Raw genomic sequence first — 24,128 nt, forward strand, 5'->3', positions numbered from 1 at the left:
CTGACACATGCCCCTTGAAAACGCGACCGCCCGGCGCGCGATCCGCGCACCGGGCGTTTCAGCCTCAGGGCCAGGCCCCATTGTGAGATAGGGCCGCCGTCAGATGCGGTAGCTGGCCCGCTCGTCACCGTCGATCTGCGCCAGGAGATTGGTCTCCCAGGCGAGATACTGGCGGGCCGCGGCCTTGTTGCCGCTGTGGCGATCGTGCACGAAGAACAGGAAGTCGATGCACGCCTCGTCCGCCGGCAGGTCGGGGGTCGCCACCACCTCCAGCCCGGCCTCGCGCCAGGCGGCCGGCGTGCCCAGGTGAACGCGCACATCGCTGAAGCCCCGCTCCAGCAGCTCGCGGGCGGCCAGCTGCGCCAGCTCGGTGCGCTCGGCGATCAGCACCACCGGCGCCCCGCTCGACAGCGGCAGGGTGGCCAGCAGCGGGCGAAGGCTCCACACCGCTCCGGTGAGGTGGCCGGCGCGATAGGCCATGCTGCCACGGATGTCCACCAGCTGCGCACCGGGCGGCAGGGCGGCCAGGGCCTCTACCGAAACCGCTTCCAGCGGCGGCAGGGCCAGCGCCGGCGCCACGTCTCGGGCGCTGTCCGCACCGGGCGCGAGGGGCGCGGCGACGCCCTCTTCCAATACCTGGGCATCCCAGCCCATCTGCCGCATGCGGGCGGCAATCACCGGCGCGCGCACGCCCTCGCCGTCGAACAGCACCATGCGGGCGCCGCGGGTGGCGGCATATTGATCGGTCGCCTGCACCAGTTGGCCACCCGGCGCGTTGACCGCGCCCGGCAGGCTGCCGGCGGCGTACTCCTCGGGGGTGCGCACGTCGAACAGATAAGTGGTCCGGTCGTGGTCCTCGCGGAACCGCTCCAGCTCCGCCGCACAGACGAACGGCACGGCCCAGCGGTCGGCAAAGGCCCGCGCGCGGGCCCGCAGGGCCGGCAGCGCGGCCTCAGGCGGCGGCGGGGGATAGAGCCGATCGGCGCCATGGTCGAGGGTCAGGTCGTCGAGATACCAGCCCTGGGTGCCGTTCTCGAGGGCGAACACCGGATTGGCGATGCCCATGTCGATGAGGTTCTGCGCACCGATGATGGAACGGGTGCGCCCGGCGCAATTGATGACGATGGTGGTGGCGGGATCAGGCGCCAGCAGTTCCGCCCGCAGCGCCAGCTCCCCATTGGGGCAGCAGGTGGCGGTGGGAATGCTCATCTTGCGATATTCTTCCACCGGCCGGCCATCCAGCACCACCAGGTCGGCCTGCGCCTCCAGCTTGGCCGCGAGATCGCGGGCCGAGAGACGGGGCGTGTGGAAGCTCAGTTCCGCCAGCTCGCCGAAGGTCTTGCTCGGCACGTTCACACCGGCGAACAGGCCGAAGCCGGCGTCCGCCCATCCGGCGGCGCCACCGTCGAGAACGAAGACCGCGCCATAGCCCATGTCGCGCAGCCGGCGGGCGGCGCGCTCGGCCACCGCCGGCTGGCCGCCGACGGCGCCGCCCTCGTCATAGACCACCACCCGGGTCGACAGGCGCGGCACCAGACGGCGCGCATCCAGCTCCAGGCGGCTATAGGGCGCCGTCACACCGAAGAACAGGTGCGCCTCGCCGTAACGGCCATGCTCGCGCACGTCGAGCACGGCGATCTCGCCGCCATCGCGCAGCCAGCTCTTCAGTTCCTGGGCGCCGACGCGCAGTTCCGGGGCCCATGTGGCCATAGACGTGTCACTCATGATGAAGACCCCCTCAACGCCGGGTCTGAACGCCGATGGGCATGGGCCGGCAGGTCTTCGCCTCGAGGTCGAAGGTGAGCCGCTCGGTGAGCGTCTCCAGGGCGCGCCCGTACATGTGCAGATGCCGGATCGGCGTCTCGCCGCGGATCTCCACCGAGTGGATGTCGTCGGGCAGCAGGCCGATGCCAGAATCGGGGCCGACCACCACCAGATCCGACAATTCCAGCTCCGCGTGACCTTGCACCGAGCCGTCGTCGAGGCGGCGATAGACGAAGTTGTGCTCCTCGCCCTCGATCCCCGCCACGCAGGCCCAGGTGGTGTGGTTGTGGGGCGGAATGCGCCGGCCCGGCAGCATCACGTTGAGATAGAGCACCAGGGTCTTGCCCGGATCCTCATGGATCAGATAGCGGGCCTGCCGGGCCTCTTCATCCGGCAACGGAAAGCTCTCGTTGCCCCAGAGCTCGCGCTGATCGGCCAGGCCGCGGACTTCCTTCAGAATGTCGGCGACGATGGCGCGGTCGAGCGGCCCCTTCGCAACAGCAGTCCTAATGCGTTCGATGGCACCGGAAACGACCTCGGCGCGCGTCTCAGCGAGGCTCATGAGACCCCCTCCCTGATAAAGAAGTTGAAATCAAACTCTTCACGACGCTTACGCCACGCCGATTTCGGCAACAATTTAATTGTCCCCACCCGGAACATTAGGGCCCCTAATGCATTTGGCGTCCGTGGCGGCGCCGGGCGCGTTTCCGCCTGAAAAATCAGGGGCCGACGGGGGAGAGGCGACGCCACTCCCGTCAATTCATTAGATCGTCTTCATAATTGAGCACGGACTTTTAAATTGTGCCGCTGCCATGCGGGCGCTTAAGTGAGGATCGGAAGGGCTGCGTTTCAGCACTTTCGCGCGACCCGGCGGCGTGTTCATCGTCGCCCGCGACATCCGAAACCTGGGATTGCGAGAGACCAACCATAAGCAAATCCGAAAGGTCTTCGGCGCGCAGCAGTCGCAACCCGAGGCGAGACCGCGGCGGACCAAGTCGAGACCGCGACGGAACCAGCACCACGAGACCGGACGCAGCGAGCAAGAGACCTGAAGGCGACGCCGCGTCCACCAGCTTCCAGAATTGAAGGGGTCCACGACGATGACGATTGAGGTTCGAGCGCAGGCGCGCCAGCCCGGCCGCAGCCGGACACAGACGGGACTGAAGACAACCCTGGCGGCGCTGGCCCTGTGCGCCACTGCCCTGTCTACCACCGCCTTCTCCGGCACGGCCCGCGCCGAGACCGCCACCATGGTCATGGCCACCGAGCCGCCCACCCTGGTCTCCCTCACCAATGTGGCCACCACCGCCCTCGGCGTCAGCGCCAAGGTCACCGAGGGGCTGCTGGAATATGACGAGAACCTCAATCCCAAGCCCCAGCTGGCCATCGCCTGGGAGGTGAGCCCCGACGGCCTCACCTATACCTTCAAGCTGCGCGACGGCGTGCGCTGGCACGACGGCAAGCCGTTCACCGCCGAGGATGTCGCCTATTCTCTGAACCTGTTGAAGAAGGTGCACCCGCGCGGCCGCACCACCTTCGCCAACGTCACCTCCATCGACACCCCCGATCCGCAGACGGTGGTGCTGCACCTGTCGAAGCCGGCGCCTTACCTTCTGAAGGCCTTCGCCGCCGCCGAGACGCCGATCATCGCCAAGCACATCTACGAGAATACCGATCCGGCCTCGAACCCCAACGGCAATGCCCCCATCGGCACCGGCCCGTTCAAGTTCAAGGAATGGTCGCGCGGCAACTACATCGCCTATGAGCGCAACGACGATTACTGGGGCAAGCCCGATCCCAAGATCGACCAGTTGGTGGTGAAGTTCATCCCCGATGCCGCCGCCCGCTCCATCGCCTTCGAATCCGGTGGCGTGGATTTCGGCTATCGCACGCCGGTCGCCCTGTCCGACCTGGAGCGCCTCAAGAAGCTGCCGAACCTCAAGTTCGAGACCAAGGGCGCAGCCTATTCCTCCAACGTCACCCGGCTCGAGTTCAACCTCGACAACCCCTATTTCAAGGACCACAAGGTCCGCGAGGCGGTGGCCCGGGCGCTCGATCGCAAGGTGATCGTCAACACCATCCATTATGGCGCGGCGATCCCCACCTCCTCGCCCATCGCCCCGGGGCTGAAGGAATTCCACGATCCGGCCCCGAGCCCCTACACCTATGACATCAAGGCGGCCAACAAGCTGCTGGACGAAGCCGGCTATGCCCCCAAGGAGGGCAAGACGCGCTTCCATGTCACCCTTGACTACAACCCCATCACCACCGAAGGCCGCCGGCTCGCCGAATACATCCGCGCCAGCCTGTCGCGCATCGGCATCGCCGTGGACCTGCGGGCCCAGGACATCTCCGCCTTCGTCAAGCGCATCTATACCGATCGCGACTTCGACTTCACGGTGAACGGCGCCTCCAACCTGTTCGATCCCACCGTGGGCGTGCAGCGGCTCTACTGGTCGAAGAGCTTCGTGAAGGGCGTGCCCTTCTCCAACTCCACCCATTATTCCAACCCGGAAGTGGACCAGCTGCTGGAGCAGGCCGCGGTGGAGAATGATCCGGTGAAGCGCAAGGAACAGTTCCGCAAGTTCCAGGAGATCGTCGGCCGCGACATTCCCGACCTCAACTTGGTGCAGCCGGTGTTCCTGACCGTGCACAACACCAAGGTCCACGACCTGGTCACCACCGCCGATGGCGTCGAGGGCAACCTCGCGCACGTCGAGATCAAGTAACCCGGCGCCGGCACCCGTGCGATCCCCCCATCGCACGGGTGCCGCAGCCCATCGGACCCCGCCCCATGAGACTGCTCTCCCGCACCGGCAGAAGCCTCAGACGCACGCTGATCCAGGCGGTGCCCACCGTGATCGGCATCGTCATCCTCAATTTCCTGCTGCTGCAGCTGGTCCCCGGCGACGCCGCCGACGTGATCGCCGGTGAATCCGGCTCCGCGACCGTGGAAAGCATGGCGGCGCTGCGCAAGCAGTTCGGCCTCGACCAGCCCGTGCTGGTTCAGCTCCTGAGCTATCTCAATCACTTGTCGCATTTTAGCCTGGGCTTCTCGCCGCGCTACAACATGCCGGTGGGCGAGCTCATCATGGCCCGGCTGCCCTATACGCTGATGCTGATGGCCTGTGCCTTCACCCTCTCGCTGGTGGTGGGCATCGCCTGCGGCGCGCTGATGGCCGCCTTCGCCCGCCGCTGGCCGGACCGGGCCATGTCGCTGGTGGTGCTGGTGCTCTATTCGGCCCCCGGCTTCTGGGTGGGCCTGATGATGATCGTGCTGTTCTCCGTGCACCTGGGCTGGCTGCCCTCGGGCGGCGCCATCACCATCGGCGCCAACCTCGGCTTCTGGGATGCGGTGGGCGACCAGCTGGCCCATCTGGTGCTGCCGAGCTTCTCGCTCGCCTGCTTCTTCATCGCCGTCTATGCCCGCCTCACCCGCTCGGCCATGCTGGAGGTGGAGCGGCAGGACTTCGTGCGCACCGCCCAGGCCAAGGGCCTGACCCCATTCACCATCCAGATCCGCCACGTGCTGCGCAACGCGCTGATCCCGGTCACCACCGTGGCCGGGCTGCACCTCGGCAACATGCTGGGCGGCGCCATCGTGGTGGAAACCGTGTTCGGCTGGCCCGGCATGGGCCGGCTCGCCCTCGATGCCGTCATGGCCCGCGATTTCTCGGTGCTGCTCGGCGTGCTGCTCCTGTCTTCCTTCGTGGTGATCTTCGCCAACGTGCTCATCGACCTGCTGCACGCCTGGCTCGACCCCCGCATCGAGGCCGAATGATGTCCGGCGAAACCTCCTCCTCCCTGGCCTCACCCGCCGCCGTGGCGGTCCCCTTCAAGCCGCCGGTGGTGCGGCGCGGGCTGAGCGCCATCGTCATCAACCATCCCACCTTCGTGGTCGGCCTCGCCATCCTGACGGTGGTGTTCGTCCTCGCCGTCACCGCCGACATCCTCTATCCCGGCGATCCCATGGACATGGTGGGCCCGCCGCTGCTGTGGCCGTTCCAGGACATGGAATATCCGCTGGGCACCGATTCCCTCGGCCGCGACGTGGCGGCAGGGCTGGTCTATGGCGCCCGGGTGTCGCTCATCATCGGCTTCTCGGCGGCCGCCATCGGCCTTCTCATCGGCACCCTGGTGGGCGCCATCGGCGGCTTCTTCGGCGGCCTCATCGACAATGCCCTGGCCCGGCTCACCGAGCTGTTCCAGACGGTGCCCACCTTCCTCCTGGTGATCGTCATCGTCGCCATCGGCGAGCCCTCGCTGCCGGTGATGGCGCTGGCCATCGGCATCGCCTCCTGGCCCACCATCGCCCGGCTGGTGCGGGCCCAGTTCCGCAGCCTGCGCCAGCAGGATTTCGTGATGGCGGCGCGCAGCCTCGGCTATTCCAACACCCGCATCATCTTCATGGAAATCCTGCCGAACGCGCTGCCGCCGGTGGTGGTGACCGCCTCGGTGATGGTGGCCGGCGCCATCCTCACGGAAACCGGCCTCTCCTTCCTCAACATGGGCGATCCCAACCTCGTCTCCTGGGGCTCCATGATCGGCGGCGGCCGCGAGATGCTGCGCACCGCGTGGTACCTCACCGCTCTGCCCGGCATCGCCACCGCCCTCACCGTGCTCGCCCTGAACCTGATCGGCGACGGGCTCAACGAGATCTTCAACCCGAGGATGCGCCAGCGATGACCGCGCCCGCTTCATCCGCGCCCGCCCGTTCCGAGCCCCACGCCGGCAACCGCCTGCTCGATGTGCGCGACCTGTGCGTGGCCTTTCCCGGCCATCTGGCGGTGCGCGGCATCTCCTTCCACATCGACCGGGGCGAAACCCTTGCCCTGGTGGGGGAATCCGGCTGCGGCAAGTCCGCCACCTCGCTCGCGGTGATGCGCCTTTTGCCGCCGGGCGCCCGCATCGCCGGCGCGGTCACCTTCGACGGCATCGACCTGGTGCAGGCGAACGAGCGCACCCTGCGCGATCTGCGCGGCAAGCGCATGGGCCTCATCCTGCAGGAGCCCATGACCTCGCTGAATCCGGTGCTCACCATCGGCGATCAGATCGCCGAGAACCTGATGCGCCACGAGAAGCTCACCCGCGCCCAGGCCCGCGCCCGCACGGTGGAACTGCTCGACCTGGTGCGCATTCCCGATCCCGCCCGGCGCTATGACGATTATCCCCACAACATGTCCGGCGGCATGCGCCAGCGGGTGATGATCGCCATGGCGGTGGCCTGCAATCCGCAGCTGCTGATCGCCGACGAGCCCACCACCGCCCTCGATGTGACGCTGCAGTCGGAAGTGCTGGAGCTGCTCGACAGCCTGCGCCGGCAGCTGGACATGGCGCTGCTGCTCATCACCCACGATCTCGGCGTGGTGGCCCAGTGGGCCGACCGGGTGGCGGTGATGTATGCCGGCAACATCGTCGAGAAGGCCGGCGCCCACGCCTTGTTCGAGAACCCGGCCCACCCCTATTCCCGCGGCCTCATGGGTTCCACCCTGCGCCTGGAAGGGGGCGGCCACTACACCAGCCAGCGGCTCACCGAAATTCCCGGCACGGTGGCCTCGGCGCTGCACGAGCCCGGCTGCAATTTCGCCCCGCGCTGCGCCCTCGCCACCGCCGATTGCCGCATCGCGCCGCCGCCGCTGCGCCCGTTCGAGGGCCGGCAGGTGGCCTGCCCGGTGGTCACCCAGCCATCCAAGGAGGCCGACCGTGTCGCTGCTGGCCGTTGAGAATCTCGAAACCAGCTACACCTCCCATGGCCGCCGGCTGAAGGCGGTGGATGGCGTCTCCTTCACCGTGGCCAAGGGCGAGACCGTGGGCCTGGTGGGGGAATCCGGCTGTGGCAAATCTTCCCTCGGCAAGACGGTGCTGCGGCTGGTGCCGTCCTCGGGCGGGGCCATCCGCTTGGGCGACACCGACATCGCGCCGCTGGACGGGCGGGCGCTGATCCCGTTCCGCCGGCGCATGCAGATGATCTTCCAGGATCCGTTCGCCTCGCTCAATCCGCGGCAGACGGTGCGAACCCTGCTGGACACCCCGCTGAAGGTGCACGGCATCACCGACGCGGTGGAGCGCGAGAGCCGCATCAACACCATCATGGACAGGGTGGGCCTGCCCCGCACGGCGCTGGCCCGCTATCCGCACGAATTCTCCGGCGGCCAGCGCCAGCGCATCGGCATCGCCCGGGCGCTGATCCTGGCGCCGGAGCTGATCGTCTGCGACGAGCCGGTGTCGGCCCTCGACGTGTCGATCCAGGCGCAGATCCTCAACCTGCTGGTGGATCTCAAGCGCGATCTCGGCCTCTCCTACCTGTTCATCTCCCACGACATGTCGGTGGTGCGCTATTTCACCGACCGGGTGCTGGTGATGTATCTCGGGCGGATCGTGGAGAGCGGCAGCTACGACACCTTGTGGTCGAACCCGCTGCATCCCTACACCAAGGCGCTGATCGCGGCGGTGCCCTCCTATGACATCGACAAGAAGCGGACCGCCGTGGCACTGAAAGGGGAGCTGCCGAGCGCAGCGCAAATCCCCTCCGGCTGCCGGTTCCGGCTGCGCTGCCCCATCGCCCAGGACACCTGCGCCGCGCAGGAGCCGGCGCTGCGCACGCTGCCGAACGGGCAGCAGGTGGCCTGCCACTTCGCGTGAGGTTTCGGGACGCCGCTCCGGCGCCCCGCCCCACGCCATCGAGACGAGAAGAACCGCATGCTGAAGATCTGGGGCCGCAAGAATTCGGTCAATGTGGAAAAGGTGCTGTGGTGCGCCCTTGAGCTCGATCTGCCGTTCGAGCGCATCGACGCCGGCGGCACTTTCGGCGTGGTGGACACCCCCGCCTTCCGCGCCCTCAATCCACGCGGCCTCGTGCCGGTGATCGAGGATGGCGACGTGGTGCTGTGGGAATCCAACACCATCATCCGCTATCTTGCCGCCCGCTACGGCGCCGACCGGCTGATCCCCACCGATCCCGCCGCCCGCGCCCAGGTGGAGCGCTGGATGGATCTCCAGCTCGGTGCCATCGCCCCGGCCTTCTCGCCCATGTTCCTGGGCCTGGTGCGCACCGCCCCCGCCAACCGCGACATGGAGCTCATCACCCGCAGCTTCGGCACGGTGGCGGCGAACCTCACCGTGGTGGATGCCGGCCTCGTCGATGGCCGCCCCTTCCTCACCGGCCCCGCCTTCACCGTGGCCGACATCGCGCTGGGCTCCGTCGCCCATCGCTGGTTCAACCTGCCCCTGGACGGCACCGGCCTCACCCGGCCCGCCCTGCCCCACCTCGCCGCCTGGTATGAGCGGCTGAAGGCGCGGCCGGCGGCGGCCCAGTTGTTCAGCCCCCTCACCTGAAGGTCGCCATGGATCATCACGTCCGCCGCATCGGCGTGCTCGCGCCCCCCGCCAATGTGGCGGTGGAGCGCGAGTGGCCCCGCTATCTGCCCGAAGGCGTGGTGATGAACCACAATCGCCTGTCCCGGGCCTCCACCGCCGTGGCCCGCGACGACCTGCTCGCCATGAACGCCTCGGTGGAGCGGGCGGCGCGGGACCTCGCCTTTGCCCGGCCGGAGGTGATCGCCTATGCCTGCACCTCCGGCTCGTTCCTCGGCGGGCCGGGGGCGGAAGGCGCGGTGGCGGCGGACATCACCGCCCTCACCGGCATTCCCGCCCTCACCACCTCCCAGGCGGTGATCGCCGCCCTCCACGCCCTCAAGGCCCGGCGGGTGTTCATGATCACCCCCTATCCGGATGCGGTGAACGAAGACGAGGTGGGCTTTCTCGTGCACCACGGTTTCGAGGTGGTGGGCGTGGATAGCTTCCGCTGCGCCCAATCGGCGGACATCCGCGCCCTCACCTCCGGCCAGGTGGCGGATCTCGCCCGCGCCCGAAGCGCCGACATCGCCGGCGCCGACGCCCTGTTCCTGAGCTGCACCAACCTTCTCACCATGTGCGAGATCGAGGGGTTGGAACGGGAACTGGGAGTTCCGGTCATCTCCTCCAACCAGACCACCTTGTGGGCGGCCCTGCGCACCATCGGCATTGCCGCGCCGGAGGCGCCGGGCCGGCTGTTCCGCCTACCCTGAGCGCGCGCTCAGAAGGCCATGCCGCGGAAGGTCTCGAACACCCGCTTCACGGCGTCCGAAACCCCTTCGTCGCGCATGTAGAGGTGGAAGGTCACATCCGGCAGGCGCGGCAGGCCATCGGCCTCCCCCAGCACCCGCAGGTCCGGGGTGAGCATCTCGATATTGCGGGCGGTGACGCCAAGCCCCGCCCGCACGGCGGCGCGGATGGCGCCGAGGTTGAGGCTGAGATAGGCGATGCGCCAGGGCAGATGGGCCCGCTCCAGCCCCTCGATGGCCAGCGCCCGGAACAGGCTCGGCTCGTTGGAGACGATCAGCGGCAGCGGCTTGCGCCGCTCATAGGGATAGTCCGCCGCGCACAGCCACACGGTGGGCGAGGTGCGCAGCATGATGCGCGGCCGCTCCGAATCCAACCGGGTGGTGATGGCGAGATCGAGCTCGCCCTTGCGCAACTCCTCCATCAGGAACGGGCTGCGGCCGGTGCGGATCTCCAGCAGCACGTTGGGATGGGCCTTGGCGATGCGCGAGAGCATCATGGGCAGAATGTTGTCCGCCATGTCGTGGTTGGCGCCGAGCCGCACCACATCCGCCTGCCCCGGCCCCGCCGCCAGGGCGATGTTGGCCTCGTCATTGAGCGCGATGATGCGGCGGGCGTAGTCGAGCAGCTTGATGCCGTCCTCAGTGAGCCGCTTGGTGCGGCCCTGCTTCACCATCAGCGACTTGCCCACCTGCCCCTCCAGCCGCTGCATCTGCTGGCTCACCGCCGATTGGGTGCGGTGGATGCGCATGGCGGCGGCGGCGAAGGATTCCGCATCGGCAATGGCGACGAAGGTGCGCAGCAGATCGAGGTCGAGGTTCCGCATGGGGTTCCGTAGGGACGATGACGCGGGGGCGCGGCGAGCGGCTTTAAATTAGACAGTCTTATGAATGGCGTCACGACTTTTAAATTGTGGCACGTCCCCCGCGCGCGTAACCATGGCCGCGATCAACTGCGCCATGCGGTGTAATGCTGCGCGTTGCACGGATGGATCCCGACCGCGCCACGGCTGCGGCCGCGCCCTGCCCGTTCGGCTCGCACGCCCCAACCCATTAGCGCGATATGATCATTCACGCAGCGTCCGACGACGGCGCGTGGGTGGTCCTGCTGAACCGCCTGCGGGCGGAGGAGATGCGGCGGTGAAGAAAGACACCCTTCTCGTGCACGGCGGACGGGCCGCCACCGGCCCGGTCAATCCGGCCGTGTCGCGGGCCTCGACCATCCTGTTCGAGGATCTCGCCAGCTACGACGCTTTGCGCGCCGACCGCTTCGCCGGGCTGCGCTATGGCATCCACGGCACGGAGACCCTGTTCGCCCTGGAAAAGGCGCTCACTGCGCTGGAAGGCTGCCACCGCGCCATCGTCGTGCCGTCGGGCCTTGCCGCCATCACCGCCGCGCTCACCGCCGTGGTGAAGGCCGGCGACCACCTGTTGATGGTGGATACGGTCTATGGCCCCACCCGCGCCTTCTGTGACGGCCTGCTCGCCCGCAGCGGCGTGACCACCACCTATTATGACCCGCTCGTCGGCGCCGCCATCGCCGATCTCATCCAGCCCAACACCCGCGCCATCTTCTGCGAGAGCCCCGGCTCCCTCACCTTCGAGGTGCAGGACATCCCGGCCATCGTCGCCGCCGCCCACGCCCGCGACATTCCCGTGCTGCTCGACAACACCTGGGCGAGCCCGCTGTTCTTCGATGCCCTCGCCCATGGGGTCGACATCTCCATCCAGGCGGCGACCAAATATCTGTCCGGCCATTCGGACGTGATGATGGGCACCATCGCCACCACCGAGAAATGGTGGCGGCCGGTGCGCAACGTGGTGGCCGATCTCGGCTTCTCCACCAGCCCGGACGATTGCTATCTGGTGCTGCGCGGCCTGCGCACCCTGAGCGTGCGGCTGCGCCACCAGCAGCAGAGCGCGCTCACGGTCGCCGACTGGCTGGCCGGCCAGCCCGGCGTGCTCAAGGTGCTGCACCCCGCCCGCCCGGACGATCCCGGCCATGCCCTGTGGGCGCGCGATTTCACCGGCGCCTCCGGCCTGTTCGGGGTGGAGCTGGACGTGCGCAGCCCGGAGGCGCTGGCCGCCTTCGTGGACAGCCTCGAACTGTTCGGCATCGGCGCCAGCTGGGGCGGCTACGAAAGCCTCGTCATCCCCGCCCGCTTCACCCGCGTCGCCCGGCCGTTCCCGGTCACCGGAACGCTGGTGCGCCTGCACATCGGCCTGGAGGATCCCGAGGATCTCATCGCCGATCTCGCCCAGGCCCTGGCCGCCGCCGCCGCGGTGGAAAGAACGGCCGTTTCCGCGCCAGCCGCCGGCTGACCCCTTCCATCACATCCCAAGCTCGGTCCAAGGTAGGTCCATGTCCGATACCGCGACCCCGTTCGGCGAGATCCTCGCCGCCGTCACCCCCGGCACCCTCGCCACCGGCGCGCTCTATGTGGGGCGCCTCGCCTCCGGCGCCCCGGTGGAGATCCCCTATGTGATCGCCAAGGGCGCCAAGCCGGGCCCGTGCCTGTGGCTGAACGGCCAGGTCCATGGCGACGAGATCAACGGCATCGTCGCCGCCCTCGATTTCGCCCGCGGCCTCGACCGCGCCGGCCTGTCCGGCAGCGTGGTGGTGTCCTCCACCGCCAATCCTCTGGCCTTCGACGGCCGGCGCAAGAAGGCGCCGCAGGACGATATCGACCTCGACCAGTCGTTCCCCGGCTCCGCCGTGGGCTTGAGCTCCGAGCGCATGGCCAAGGTGTTCTTCGAGGCGAGCGCGGTGGCCGACGTGGTGGTGAACCTCCACACCATGGGCACCACCTTCGATGCCGACCCCTATGCGGTCTACAAGGTGCATCCCAACGGCCGCGCCAGCGAGGCGGAGCTGCTGCGGCTGGTGGCCCCGTTCGCCCCGGCGGTGGCCTGCCGCATGAGTGTCGCCGGCGGCACCGGCGAACTGCCCGGCAACCTCGCCGGGGCGCTCGATTACCAGTGCCTCGACCGCGGCCAGATCGCCTTCATGATCGAGCTAGGCGGCGGCGGTCGGCTCGTAACCGAGCATGTGGCCCAGGGCATCACCGGCTTCACCGGGCTCGCCCAGCGGCTCGGCCTGATCGCCGGTGCGGTGGACGCCCCCGCCAGCCTGCGCCAGGTCACCAAGCGCCGGCACGTCACCTGCGCCGAGGGCGGCATCTTCCGCGCCATGGCCAAGCCGCAGACCATCGTGCCCGCCGGCGCCCCCATCGGCGAGGTGATGGACCTCCACGGCGAGGTGAGCGAGCGCGTGACGCTACCATTCGATGCGCTGATGATCGGCGTGCGCCGCGATCCGGTGGTGCATTTCGGCGATCGAGTGGCGTTCGTCGCCGAGGCCTGGTCCATGGTTGAGGTCTAAGCCCATGGCTGTGGAGCGCTTCCCCCATCTCGCCCATTGGGGCGCCTTCACCGCCGTGGTGGAAGACGGCGTCCTGGTGGGGTGCGAGCCCTTCCCGGGCGATCCCAACCCCTCGCTTATGCTGGGCTCCATCGTCCCCTCGGTTTATTCCGAGCAGCGCATTCGCCGCCCCATGGTGCGCGAGGGCTGGCTGAAGCACCGGCACCGCTCCGACGGCGCCGGGCGCGGCCGGGAAAAGATGGTAGAGGTGGAGTGGGAGGAAGCCCTCGACCTCGTCGCCGGCGAGATCCGCCGGGTGGAGGCGGAGCACGGCCGCGAGGGCCTGTTCGCCGGCTCCTATGGCTGGTCGTCCGCCGGCCGCTTCCACCATGCCCGCTCGCTGATCCGCCGGTTCTATTTCTCCGGCGGCGGCGCCGTGGACCAGGTGGGCAATTACAGCTGGGGCACGGCGCAATTCCTGCTGCCCTATGTGATCGGCACCTATCAGCCGCTCACCGGCCGGGTCACCGCCTGGCCGTCCATTCTCGCCCACACCGAGATCTTCCTCGCCTTCGGCGGCCTCGCCCTCAAGAATGGCCAGGTGTCCTCCGGCGGCGCCGCCCAACACACCCAGGAAGCCTGGCTACGGCGACTGGCGGAACGTGGCATTCCGGTGGTGAACATCTCCCCCACCCGCGACGACTGCCCCGCCTTCCTCAATGCCGAATGGCTGCCCATCCGCCCCAATACGGATGCGGCGCTGATGCTGGCGCTGGCCTTTGAGATCCTGCGCCTCGACGGCGCCGACGAGGCCTTCCTCGCCAGCCACACGGTGGGGGCGGAGGCGCTCAAGGCCTATGTGCGCGGCGAGAGCGACGGCGTCGCCAAATCGCCCGAATGGGCGGAGGCCATCTGCGGCCTGCCGGCGGCGGCCATCTCCGGCCTCGCCCAGCGCCTGGTGGGCCGGCGCAGCTACATCACCTGCTCGTTCGCCGTGCAGCGGGCCCAGCATGGCGAGCAGCCCTATTGGATGGCCATCGCCCTGGCCGCGCTGCTGGGGCAGATCGGCCTGCCGGGCGGCGGCTTCGGCTTCGGCCATGGTTCCATGAACGGGGTGGGCAATCCGCGCCCGGCGACGCCCGGACCGGAGATGGCGGTGGGCCGCAATCCGCTCGGCGCCGCCATTCCCTGCGCCCGCCTCACCGACATGCTGCTCCACCCCGGCAGCGCCTATGATTTCGATGGCCGGCAGCAGACCTATCCGGATGTGCGCTTCATCCATTGGGCCGGCGGCAATCCCTTCCACCACCACCAGCAGCTCAACCGGCTGCTGGAAGCCTGGCGGCGGCCGCAGACCATCGTCGTCAACGAGATCTGGTGGACCCCCACCGCCCGCCTCGCCGACATCGTGCTGCCGGTGACCACCACCCTGGAACGCAACGACATCGGCGGCTCCTCCCGCGACCGCTATGTGGTGGCCATGCACCAGGCGGTGGCGCCCCAGCATGCCGCCCGCGCCGATTTCGACATTTTCCGCGACCTCGCCGAGCGGCTCGGCCATGCCGAAGCCTTTACGGAAGGCAAGGACGAAGCCGGCTGGCTGCGCGACATCTATGCCCGCTGCGCCGCCGGCAATGCCAAGGGCGGCATCGAGTTTCCCGATTTTGAGACGTTCTGGGAGCAGGGCTTCGTGGAACTGCCGGAGCCGGCGGAAGACTTCGTGCTGTTCGCCGATTTCCGCGCCGACCCGGGAACCCACCCTTTGAAGACGCCGAGCGGGCGGGTGGAATTGTTCAGCCAGACCATCGCCGCCATGCGCCTGCCCGATTGCCCGCCCCACCCGGCTTGGTTGCCGCCGGCGGAATGGCTCGGCGCCGAGAGCGCGGAGCGCTTTCCCCTCCATCTCATCAGCGTTCAGCCGGCGGACCGCCTGCACAGCCAGCTGGATTTCGCCCCGTTGCCCCAGTCCAACAAGGTCGCGGGCCACGAGGCACTCACCCTCCATCCGCGCGATGCCGCCGCCCGCGGCGTCAAGGCTGGGGATGTGGTGAAGGTGTTCAACGCCCGCGGCGCCCTGCTCGCCGGCCTGCGCGTCGACCCCGCGGTGCGCCAGGGGGTGGCGCTGATGGCCACCGGAGCGTGGTTCGACCCGGACCTTTCCGGCAACGGGCCGGAACGGGCCGGCACCGCCAATGTGCTCACCCGCGACATCGGCACCTCCCACCTCACCCAGGGCCCCAACGCCATGAGCTGCCTGGTGGAGGTGGGCGCGGTCGACTGAGGCCGCGCCACCCGCCGCCGGACCGGCACGACACAATCTGCGACAACGCCGGCGCCACCGGGGCTTTCGCGCGGGCCGCTCTCGGCTCTTCGCCCCCAATCCCCCTGCCTGTCTCTGCCGCCAGTGCCCTCAGCCGCGGCACACCGCATCCGAGGTTCGCCTCCCGTGTGGGTACACCTGCGCGGCGGGTTTCTGCTAAGAAGCCGTGCGGGGATTTCGGCGGCGCACAAAATTCGTGTGCGTCCCCATGCGGACATCGAGCGAAGACATCGGGAGTGCAGCAGCATGAAGGTTGCGATTGCCGGACTGGGGTACGTCGGCCTTTCCAACGCGGTCCTTTTGGCCCAGCAACATACCGTTGTCGCCCTGGATGTGGACCGCTCGCGGGTCGAGATGATCAACGCGCGCAAGTCCCCCATCGTCGATGCGGATGTGGAACACTACCTGGCCGAGAAGCCGCTCGACCTCACCGCCACCCTGAGCGCCGAGGAGGCCTTCGCCGGGGCGGATTTCATCATCGTCGCCACCCCCACCAATTACGACACCCAGACCAACCGCTTCGACACCCATTCGGTGGAGCAGGTGGTGGACGTGGCCGGCGTCATCAATCCGGAAGCCACCATCATCATCAAGTCGACCATTCCGGTGGGCTTCGTGCACCGGCTCCGCACCAAGGTGGGGCGCGACAACATCCTGTTCTCGCCGGAATTCCTGCGCGAGGGCAAGGCCCTGCACGACAACCTCCACCCCTCGCGCATCATCGTCGGCGAGCACACCCGCGAAGCCAAGACCTTCGCGAAAATGCTGCAGGACTGCGCCATCCGGAAGGATGTGCCGGTGCTGTTCACCGGCTCCAGCGAGGCGGAAGCCATCAAGCTGTTCGCCAATACCTATCTGGCCATGCGCGTGGCCTTCTTCAACGAGCTCGACAGCTACGCCATGGCCTATGGCCTCGACACCCGCGAGATCATCGGCGGCGTGAGCCTCGATCCGCGCATCGGTGGCCACTACAACAACCCCTCGTTCGGTTATGGCGGCTACTGCCTGCCCAAGGATACCAAGCAGCTGCTGGCCAATTATTCGGAAGTGCCGCAGAACCTGATCCGCGCCATCGTCGACGCCAACAGCACCCGCAAGGAATTCATCACCGAGCGCATCCTGGCCCGGGCGCCGCGCCACGTGGGCATCTTCCGCCTCACCATGAAGGCCGGTTCCGACAATTTCCGCGACAGCTCCATCCAGGGCATCATGAAGCGGATCAAGGCCAAGGGCATCCCCGTCACCGTCTACGAGCCGCAGCTGAAGGACGACAGCTTCTTCAACTCGCCGGTGGAGCGCGACCTGGAGCACTTCAAGACCAGCGTCGACCTCATCATCGCCAACCGGCAGACCGACGAGCTCGCCGACGTGGCGCACAAGGTGTTCACCCGCGACCTGTTCGGCTCCGACTGAGCCCGCCAGCCCTGGAGGCGCGCCACCAGGGCTCCTTCAGGGCGCTGGCGCCGATGTCGATCAACGGCGAGAACAGATCTTCGAGAAGGCGCCGCCGGCCGGTCGTGCTCTCCGCCCGGGCGGCATGCCGGGCCACCTTCGGAAACGAAAAGGGGACGGCCGAAGCCGTCCCCTGAACGCGGATTGAGATGGAGCGCCGGCTCAGATGGCGGCGTTGATCCACTGCACCAGCTTGGCCTTGGGGGCCGCGCCCACCTGGCGAGAGGCGATCTTGCCATCCTTGAACAGCAGCAGGGTGGGAATGGACATGATGCCGTACTTGGACGCCGTCTGCGGATTCTCGTCCACGTTCAGCTTCACGATGCGCACCTTGCCGTCCATCTCGCCGGAGACCTCGTCGAGGATCGGCGCCACCATGCGGCAGGGGCCGCACCATTCCGCCCAGAAATCGACGATCACCGGCGCGGAGGAGTTGATCACGTCCTCTTCGAAATTCTGGTCGGACACCTTCTCGACGGCCATGGCATACCTCGTGGGGGCAGATTGGAAGAACCACTGAATCTTGTCCCGGAACGTAGGGAGCCCCTCCCCGTCCCGTCAAGCCACGTCACGCCGTGGTGAGCACCGAAAGCCGATCGAGGGCGGCGGCGAGCTGTTGCGGCTCCAGGGTAAACACCCGTGGCGCCGCCGTGTAGACCAGCCGGGTTTCCACAGGCCGGCCGCCGCCGGCCCGCGCCAGCACCGCGCCATAAAGGGCCAGCTGGGCCACATGGCTCGGCGCCACGCCCGCAAGGGTTTCCGGCGGGATACGGTCGGTCTTGAAGTCGGCGATGAGGATCCGCTCCGCGCTCACCACCAGCCGGTCGATGCGCCCGTTCACCGCCGCCCGGCCGCCGCCGGCAAGGGCCAGCTCGGCCACCAGCGGCACCTCGGCCCGGCTTTTCGGGCCGAACAGATCCGCAAGCGGCGCATGACCGAGCACCCCCAGCACCTCGGTGAGAATCAGCTCGGCATCCGCCGCCGCGAGGCCATGGCCGGCATATTGAAGCAGCCGCCGCCCCGCCCGCTCCCGCTCCGCCGGGGCGATCTCCGGCAGGCCGGCGAGCAGGCGATGCACCAGGTCACCCCGCACCAGTGGCGACAGCCCCTCCTCCACACCCGCCGATCCGGCCGCGGCCGGTGCTGCGGCAGACGGCTTGAGCGAGCGCAGGGGAGCCTCATGGGCCGGCACCGATGGAAAATGCAGCAGGGCCGGCGCGACGACCGTGGGGGTGGCCGCCGCGCCGGCCGCCGGAGCGAAGGCGCCGCCGCCCCAGCGCAACACCTCGCCCTCGAAACCGAGGGCGGGCACTCGCACTGCATCGGGCTCCAGCGCCTCGCGCACCAGTTCGTACCAGCAGCCCTCCGGACGGGCATGGTCCTTGTCCTTGGCCGGCAGCGCCGTCTCGGCACCGCAGACGATGAGGGCATCCTCGGCACGTGTCAGCGCCACATAGAGCAGCCGGCGGTATTCGTCGAGGGCACGGGCCGCCGCAGCCGCCCGCACCTCGGCCACCGCCGGCGGATCCTCCGCCTTGCGCGGGGCGAGCACCGGCACCTCCTGGCCACTGCCGGCCGGCAGCCGCAGGAAGCCCCCGGCGGTGCGCGGGCGCGGCAGGTCGATGGTGTCGGCGAGGATCACCACGGGCGCCTCCAGGCCCTTGGCGCCGTGCACGGTCATCACCCGCACCTCGTCGCGGCCGCTCTCCATGTCGCGCTTGGTTTCCGCCCCGCCCCGGCGCAGGAAGGCGAGGAAGCCGGCGAGGCTCGCCGGCTCGGTGCCCTCATAGGTGCGCGCCAGGGTCATGAATTCGTCGAGCACGTCCGCCGCCTCCGGGCCGAGGCGGGCCAGCATGGCCTTGCGGCCGCCGTCGCGCCCAAGGATGCGCGCATAGATGTCGAATGGCCGCAGCGCCAGCGCCTCCGCCCGCCAGTCGGCCAGGCGGCGCGCCGCCGCAACAAGGCGCGGCGCGTCCGCCGCCGCCAGGGCGTCCGCGAGGCGACCCTTGCGGCCGGGGCACAGGGTCATCAGATCGTCGTCGGTGCAGCCGAACAGGGGGCTTTTCAGCACCGAAGCGAGGGCGAGGTCGTCGTCGGGGGAGAGCAGCGCGTCGCCCAGCGCCATCAGGTCGAGGGCAGCAATGTGCTCGGCCACCACCAGCCGGTCGGCGCCAGCCACCGCGACGCGCGGATCCTTCAGCTCCTTCAGGGCGCGGATGACCGCCTCGAACACCCGCCCGCGCCGGCGCACCAGCACCAGCACGTCGCCCGCCCGCATGGGCCGGCCGCCCCGGGCCGGCATGGCGAGGCCGGCGTGGATGCCCGCCTGCACGAACCGAGCGATGCGCTCGGCCAGCGCCGTCACCGGATCATCGGCCGGCACTGCGTCGAGGGGACGGCGCCAGTCGTCCACTTCGGGGACCGGGGTCGGCACGGTGGTGGGCCACACCTCCACCAAAGCCGGCGCATCAGCGCGGATGGCGGCGTGTACCGGCGCCGTGGCGTCGAGGGTGAGGCCGGCATGGGCGCTCGCCCCGGCGAAGATGCGGTCCACCGCCTCCAGCACCCCGGGAGCGGAGCGGAAGGAATGGGGCAGCTTCACCTCATGGAAGGCGGCGGTGCCGGCCTTCAGCGCGAATTCGTCCCGCATGCCGCCGAAGGCGCGCGGATCGGCGCCCTGGAAGGAGAAGATGGACTGTTTCTCGTCCCCCACCACGAAAATGGTTCGCTGCACCCCGGGCCGGGCGCCCTCGCCGGAGAAGAAATCCGAGGTGAGGCCGTGCACCACCTGCCATTGGGCGGGGCTGGTGTCCTGCGCCTCGTCCACCAGCACATGGTCGATGCCCTGGTCGAGCTTGTAATGGACGAAGGAGGCCGGCACCTGGTTGAGCAGGCCGGAGGCCCGGGCCACCAGGTCGTCGAAATCCAGCAGGCCGCGCTGGGCCTTCTCCGCCTCGTAGCGGCGGCAGGCCTCGGCGCCCAGCACCAGGGCCGCCTCGGTGCGCTCCAGGATGCGGGCGCCGCGCAGCGCCCCTTCCAGCTCGGAGAGCCGCGCCCGCTCGGCCTTCATGCGCTCCAGGAGGTCGGGATAGTGTTCGCCGACGAACTTGGTGGCAAGGCTCCGGTCGGCGCGGGGCTCGCGGCTGGCGGTGAGGAAGACGCTGAGATACTCTGCCCGCGCCTCGGCGGGATCGCCGGCCTCATAGGCGGCGATGAGGGCGGCGCCGCGCTCCTGGTCGGTCTTCTTGTCGGAGGTCATGAGGGCGGCACCCGCCGCCTCCCATTCGCTCCACGGCAGGTGCGGGCTCTCCAGCACCTGCGCTTCGAGCTCGGCCACCCCGGCGCTGGAGACGAGGCCCAGAGCGCGCGCCAGCGCCGTCCGCCGCTCGTGCTCCCCCAGGGCCGCGATCTGCGCCCGCTCGGCGATGGCGGCGTCCAGCAGCGCGGTGATGGAGCTGTCGGAAAGCTCGGCCATCAGCGTCATCAGAGCCTGGCCGAGGGGCTGCTCGGGCCGCCCGGTGGCCTCGACGATGAGATCCTGGCGGATGCGGGCCATCAGCTCGGCGCGGCCCACCTCGTCCAGCTCCCGGAAGCCGGCGGCCACCCCGGCCTCGAACGGGAAGCGATGCAGAAGCCCGCCGCAGAAGGCATGGATGGTCTGGATCTTCAGCCCACCCGGGGTTTCCAGCGCCGCCGCGAACAGCCGCCGCGCCCGGGCCCGCAGGGGCGCGCTCACACCCGCGCCGGTGGCGGCGGCAAGCTCGGCGTCGAGAGCGGCATCGTCGAGCCCCACCCAGCGGCCAAGAATGCCCAGCACCCGGTTGGACATGTTGGCGGCCGCCGCCTTGGTATAAGTGAGGCAGAGGATGCGGGCCGGCGCCACCCCGTTCAGCAGCAGGCGGATGACGCGGCGCGCCAGCACATGGGTCTTGCCCGAACCGGCATTGGCCGAGACCCAGGCGGAATGGGCGGGATCGGAGGCCAGCGACTGGCGCCGGGTGGCCTCCGCCTTGGGGCCACTGGCGGCGGGAGCAGGGGTGGCGCTGCTCATGCCTCGTCCTCCCCGCCCAGGGCCCATTCGCGCACCCGGGCCAGATGGTCATAATCGCCGAAGCCGCCCTGCCACTGGGGCGCCGCCAGGGAGCGATAGCCCTGCGCCTCGTCCTCGAATGCCGCCAGAAGCGACATGAGGCCGGACAAGGCGGTCTCGGCCACGTCGGCCACGGTGCGATCCTTGTAGGTGATGGGCTTTTCCTCACCACCGGTGGCGCCGCCCTTCAGTTCCACATAGGTCAGTTCGGACACCGGCAGCGCCGGCACATTCTTGAAGGCGCCACGGGTGGCCATGGCCGCCTCCAAGGCGAGCTGGGGGGAGAGTGACGCCACCTGCCGGGCCGTGGGGGCGGAGCCGGTCTTGTAATCGAGCACCGCCAAGGTGTTGTCGCGCTTCACCTCGATCCGGTCGGCGCGGCCGGCGAGGCGGAAATTGCGTTCCCCCAGAGCGAGGTCGAGCTGGCCTGGGGTTTCGGCCACCAGCGCCGCGCAATTCACCCGGCGGCGCCGCTCGAACTCCACCACGAAGGCCGCCACCCGCTCGAACCGCGCCCACCACACCGCATGCTCGGCCGGGAAGGCGGCGAGCGGCACGAAGGCCGCCCGGCCATGGGCGAGGAGCGCTTGAAGCGCATCGGGCGGCAGCGCATCCGGAAAAGCCTGGCTGAAGCTGCCCAGCGCCGCATGCAGCGCCGAGCCGCGCTCGGCGGCGCCGGGGGCGGCATCCAAAGGATCAAGCGGCACCAGCCCCAGCACGTGGCGAGCGAAGATGGAATAGGGATCGCGCAGAAAGGTCTCGATCTCGGTCACCGTCAGCCGACGCGGCCGCAGCGCCAGGGGCGGGGCCGGCGCCGGCCGGGTGGCCCGGGGCACCGGCGGGCCGGCGTCGAGCGCCAAGGCCGAGGCGGTCCACACCGTGCCGCGCGCCCGCGCGGCGGCGCTCAGCTCCGGCCCCAGCACCGTCTCCAGCCGCTTCAGGAAGCGCGAGGGCACGCTCTGGGTGCCGCCCACCTTGCCGGCATAGGAGAGCACCACCTCGGGCGCGCCGAACGCCTGCACGAAATCGTGGGATGAGAGGCCGATGCGCCGTTCCGGCAGATCGAGGCCGAGATCAAGCCGCATGGGCCGGCTGAGCCAGGGGTCGGTTTCCCCCTGCTGCGGCCACACCCCTTCCACCAGGCCCCCCAGCACCACCCGATCCACATGGACGAGGCGGGCCTCCAGCGGCCCGAGGATGCGCAGCCGGGCGTGGCTGTCGCCGGCGGGCCGCACCATGGCATCGCCGATGAGGGAAGAGACCGCATCGGCATAATCCGACACTGCCAGAGCCGGCCCATCGGCCGCCGCCTCCCCCACCGCCTGGAACGCCCGCGCCAGGGCCGCCCGGCCGGGGTCCTCATCATTGACATCGAGGGCGCCAGCCACGGCCTCGAACGCCGCCCGGTGGGCGGCCACCAAATCCGGCAGCGGCTGCGGGCCGCGCTTCTCGCCCAGCGCCATCAGCGGCGCCAGGGCGGGATCGAGCCGATCCACCAGCAGGCGCGCCCGCTCCAGAGCCCCATCGGTCAGCCGCCGGCGCGGATCGGCGCCGCGGAAGCTGTCGGGATCGCAGGCATCGAGCGCCGCGCGCAGCCCCGCCACCCCGGCCCGTGGCCGGGGGCCGCGCAGGGCTGCCAACTCCAGCGCCGCCAGCGCCTCCGCCTTCAGATCCGGATCGAGCCCGAAGCCGGCCAAAGGATGGGAGAGCAGAGCGAACAGAGGCACCGGCGCGCAGCCTTCCGCCGCCACCTGAACCATGAGCCGGGCCAGCCGGCCCACCGGCGCCTCGCCCAAGGGCGTGCCGGCGGAATCGTCGAGATTGACGCCGAAGCGGGCCATTTCCGAGACCACCCGGCGGGCGAGATCGCGATCGGGGGTGACGAGGGCGGCGGTCTCCCCCGGCCGCTCCAGCGCCTCGCGCAGCAGCAGCGCCACCGCCAGGGCCTCCTGGCGCGGGTCGTCGGCCTCGACGATGGTCAGGTGCGCGGTCGCTTCCGCCCGCGCCGCCTCCGGCAGGCGCTCCGGCAGGCGCGCCCACAGGTCGGAGGTTTCCGCCTGCCGCATGGCCTCGCTCAGCAGCAGCACACGGGGGCCACCGGGCGCCAGGGGCACCACGTCGACGCGGGTCAATTCCAAGGTCTTCAGAAGCTTGGCAAGACCGTATTGGGGGTGGTCCGGCGCGCTCTGGACAGGATCCAGCAGCAGCGCGAAGGCCTCGTCCTCCAGATCGAGATCGAGCCCGGGCAGCACCACGGCGCCCTGCGGCAGGCGGGAAATGGCCTTCAGCAGCCGCGCCGTGGCCGGCATGGAGCCGGTGGAGCCGGCGGCGATGACGGGGCCAGCCGCCGCGCCCAGGCCAGTGAGGCGGCGCGCCTCCGCATCCACCAGCGCATCGCGCCGCACGGCAGGCTCCACCTTTTCCACGGCGCCGAGATAGGCCTCGAAGCCGATGCGGGCGATGCGCACGAAATCGAGGCTGATCTCGAAATAGGGGTCCAGCTCACGCGGAGTGAGCCCATCGAGCCGCGACAAAGGCACGCCGGCGGTGGAAAGATCATCGAACAGGCGGGCCAGTTCGTCGGCCAGGGCCAAAGTGGCGGCGGGCCCGGCGGCCACCGCCGCGCGTCCCTCGCCGGCCTTCAGGGTCTCCCGCCAGCGGGACACCAGCGTCGCCAGCACCAGCCGCCGATGCACCGGGGCGATGGCATGGGGCGCGGCCAGCGCCGGCGCATCCTCGGAAAAGGCCAGGGCATCCTCGTCCACGTCGCCCAGGGGCACGATGCGGGGCAATAGCAGCGCATCGGTCCGCGCCTCCCGCAGCAGCGCATCGGTGAACAGCCGGCAGGCGCGGCGGGTGGGCAGGAACACGGTGGCCGACGCCAGCGCCAGAGGATCGCCAGCGCCCGGACGCGGCGCATAGCCCTCGATCAGCCGCCCATCCAGCAAGGCACGCGCCAGGGTTGCAAGAAAAGGCGCAGTGAAGGGGATGGAGAGCACGCGCGGCACGGAAATCTTCCCTCGGATTCGCCCTGGCGGGGCG

The 24,128-nt window shown here is 69.5% G+C and carries 17 protein-coding genes; 11 read left to right on the plus strand and 6 right to left on the minus strand.

Translation table 11 applies throughout. The features are described 5' to 3' along the window. Positions 1-99: 99 nt before the first annotated feature. Both ACU4E7_RS05510 and ACU4E7_RS05515 read right to left on the minus strand, forming a co-directional pair. Complete coding sequence (locus ACU4E7_RS05510; RefSeq protein ID WP_447020910.1) at positions 100-1,725, minus strand: rhodanese-like domain-containing protein; 1,626 nt, start codon at positions 1,723-1,725, stop codon at positions 100-102. Between the two features lie 13 nt (positions 1,726-1,738). Continuing rightward, positions 1,739-2,326 (minus strand): hypothetical protein, encoded by a 588-nt coding sequence (locus tag ACU4E7_RS05515; RefSeq protein WP_447020911.1) that lies wholly within the window; start codon positions 2,324-2,326, stop codon positions 1,739-1,741. A gap of 538 nt (positions 2,327-2,864) precedes the next feature. Between ACU4E7_RS05515 and ACU4E7_RS05520 the strand changes: the two genes are divergently transcribed. From ACU4E7_RS05520 to ACU4E7_RS05550, 7 genes are all read left to right on the plus strand, one after another. After that, positions 2,865-4,493 (plus strand): ABC transporter substrate-binding protein, encoded by a 1,629-nt coding sequence (locus ACU4E7_RS05520; protein ID WP_447020912.1) that lies wholly within the window; start codon positions 2,865-2,867, stop codon positions 4,491-4,493. Positions 4,494-4,558: 65 nt separating this feature from the next. Beyond that, the gene (locus tag ACU4E7_RS05525) at positions 4,559-5,545 is read left to right on the plus strand and encodes an ABC transporter permease (RefSeq protein ID WP_447020913.1); all 987 of its coding nucleotides are present in this window, start codon (positions 4,559-4,561) and stop codon (positions 5,543-5,545) included. Further along, positions 5,545-6,450 (plus strand): ABC transporter permease, encoded by a 906-nt coding sequence (locus ACU4E7_RS05530; protein ID WP_447021588.1) that lies wholly within the window; start codon positions 5,545-5,547, stop codon positions 6,448-6,450. The genes ACU4E7_RS05525 and ACU4E7_RS05530 overlap by 1 nt, the downstream gene beginning before the upstream one ends. Next, a complete protein-coding gene (locus ACU4E7_RS05535; RefSeq protein ID WP_238123708.1) occupies positions 6,447-7,487 on the plus strand; it encodes an ABC transporter ATP-binding protein in 1,041 nt (346 codons plus the stop codon). Before ACU4E7_RS05530 ends, ACU4E7_RS05535 begins: the two co-directional genes overlap by 4 nt. Beyond that, complete coding sequence (locus ACU4E7_RS05540; RefSeq protein WP_447020914.1) at positions 7,468-8,406, plus strand: ABC transporter ATP-binding protein; 939 nt, start codon at positions 7,468-7,470, stop codon at positions 8,404-8,406. Before ACU4E7_RS05535 ends, ACU4E7_RS05540 begins: the two co-directional genes overlap by 20 nt. A 57-nt stretch (positions 8,407-8,463) precedes the next feature. After that, positions 8,464-9,099, plus strand: a complete 636-nt coding sequence (locus ACU4E7_RS05545; RefSeq protein WP_447020915.1) for a glutathione S-transferase family protein — start codon at positions 8,464-8,466, stop codon at positions 9,097-9,099. 8 nt (positions 9,100-9,107) lie between these two features. Further along, entirely contained in the window at positions 9,108-9,830 is a 723-nt protein-coding gene (locus ACU4E7_RS05550; protein ID WP_447020916.1) for a maleate cis-trans isomerase family protein, read from the plus strand. Between the two features lie 8 nt (positions 9,831-9,838). Here ACU4E7_RS05550 and ACU4E7_RS05555 read toward each other — a convergent pair whose 3' ends face one another. After that, a complete protein-coding gene (locus ACU4E7_RS05555) occupies positions 9,839-10,690 on the minus strand; it encodes a LysR substrate-binding domain-containing protein (protein WP_238123712.1) in 852 nt (283 codons plus the stop codon). A gap of 313 nt (positions 10,691-11,003) precedes the next feature. On the opposite strand from ACU4E7_RS05555, the gene metC reads away from it, so the two are divergent. From metC to ACU4E7_RS05575, 4 genes are all read left to right on the plus strand, one after another. Beyond that, on the plus strand, positions 11,004-12,185 hold the full coding sequence (gene metC, locus ACU4E7_RS05560) for a cystathionine beta-lyase (protein WP_447020917.1): 1,182 nt from the start codon (positions 11,004-11,006) through the stop codon (positions 12,183-12,185). Positions 12,186-12,225: 40 nt separating this feature from the next. Further along, a complete protein-coding gene (locus tag ACU4E7_RS05565; RefSeq protein ID WP_447020918.1) occupies positions 12,226-13,245 on the plus strand; it encodes a M14 family metallopeptidase in 1,020 nt (339 codons plus the stop codon). Between the two features lie 4 nt (positions 13,246-13,249). Further along, a complete protein-coding gene (locus ACU4E7_RS05570; RefSeq protein WP_447020919.1) occupies positions 13,250-15,505 on the plus strand; it encodes a molybdopterin-dependent oxidoreductase in 2,256 nt (751 codons plus the stop codon). Between the two features lie 285 nt (positions 15,506-15,790). Further along, entirely contained in the window at positions 15,791-16,957 is a 1,167-nt protein-coding gene (locus tag ACU4E7_RS05575) for a nucleotide sugar dehydrogenase (RefSeq protein WP_238123716.1), read from the plus strand. 201 nt (positions 16,958-17,158) lie between these two features. Here ACU4E7_RS05575 and trxA read toward each other — a convergent pair whose 3' ends face one another. From trxA to addB, 3 genes are all read right to left on the minus strand, one after another. Beyond that, positions 17,159-17,479, minus strand: a complete 321-nt coding sequence (gene trxA / locus ACU4E7_RS05580) for a thioredoxin (protein WP_238123717.1) — start codon at positions 17,477-17,479, stop codon at positions 17,159-17,161. An 85-nt stretch (positions 17,480-17,564) separates the two neighbouring features. After that, a complete protein-coding gene (gene addA, locus ACU4E7_RS05585; protein WP_447020920.1) occupies positions 17,565-21,047 on the minus strand; it encodes a double-strand break repair helicase AddA in 3,483 nt (1,160 codons plus the stop codon). Next, positions 21,044-24,094: a double-strand break repair protein AddB gene (addB, locus tag ACU4E7_RS05590; protein WP_447020921.1), complete on the minus strand. Its 3,051-nt coding sequence runs from the start codon at positions 24,092-24,094 to the stop codon at positions 21,044-21,046. The genes addA and addB overlap by 4 nt, the downstream gene beginning before the upstream one ends. Positions 24,095-24,128 lie beyond the last annotated feature (34 nt).

This window comes from Xanthobacter sp. ZOL 2024 (genome assembly GCF_052932325.1).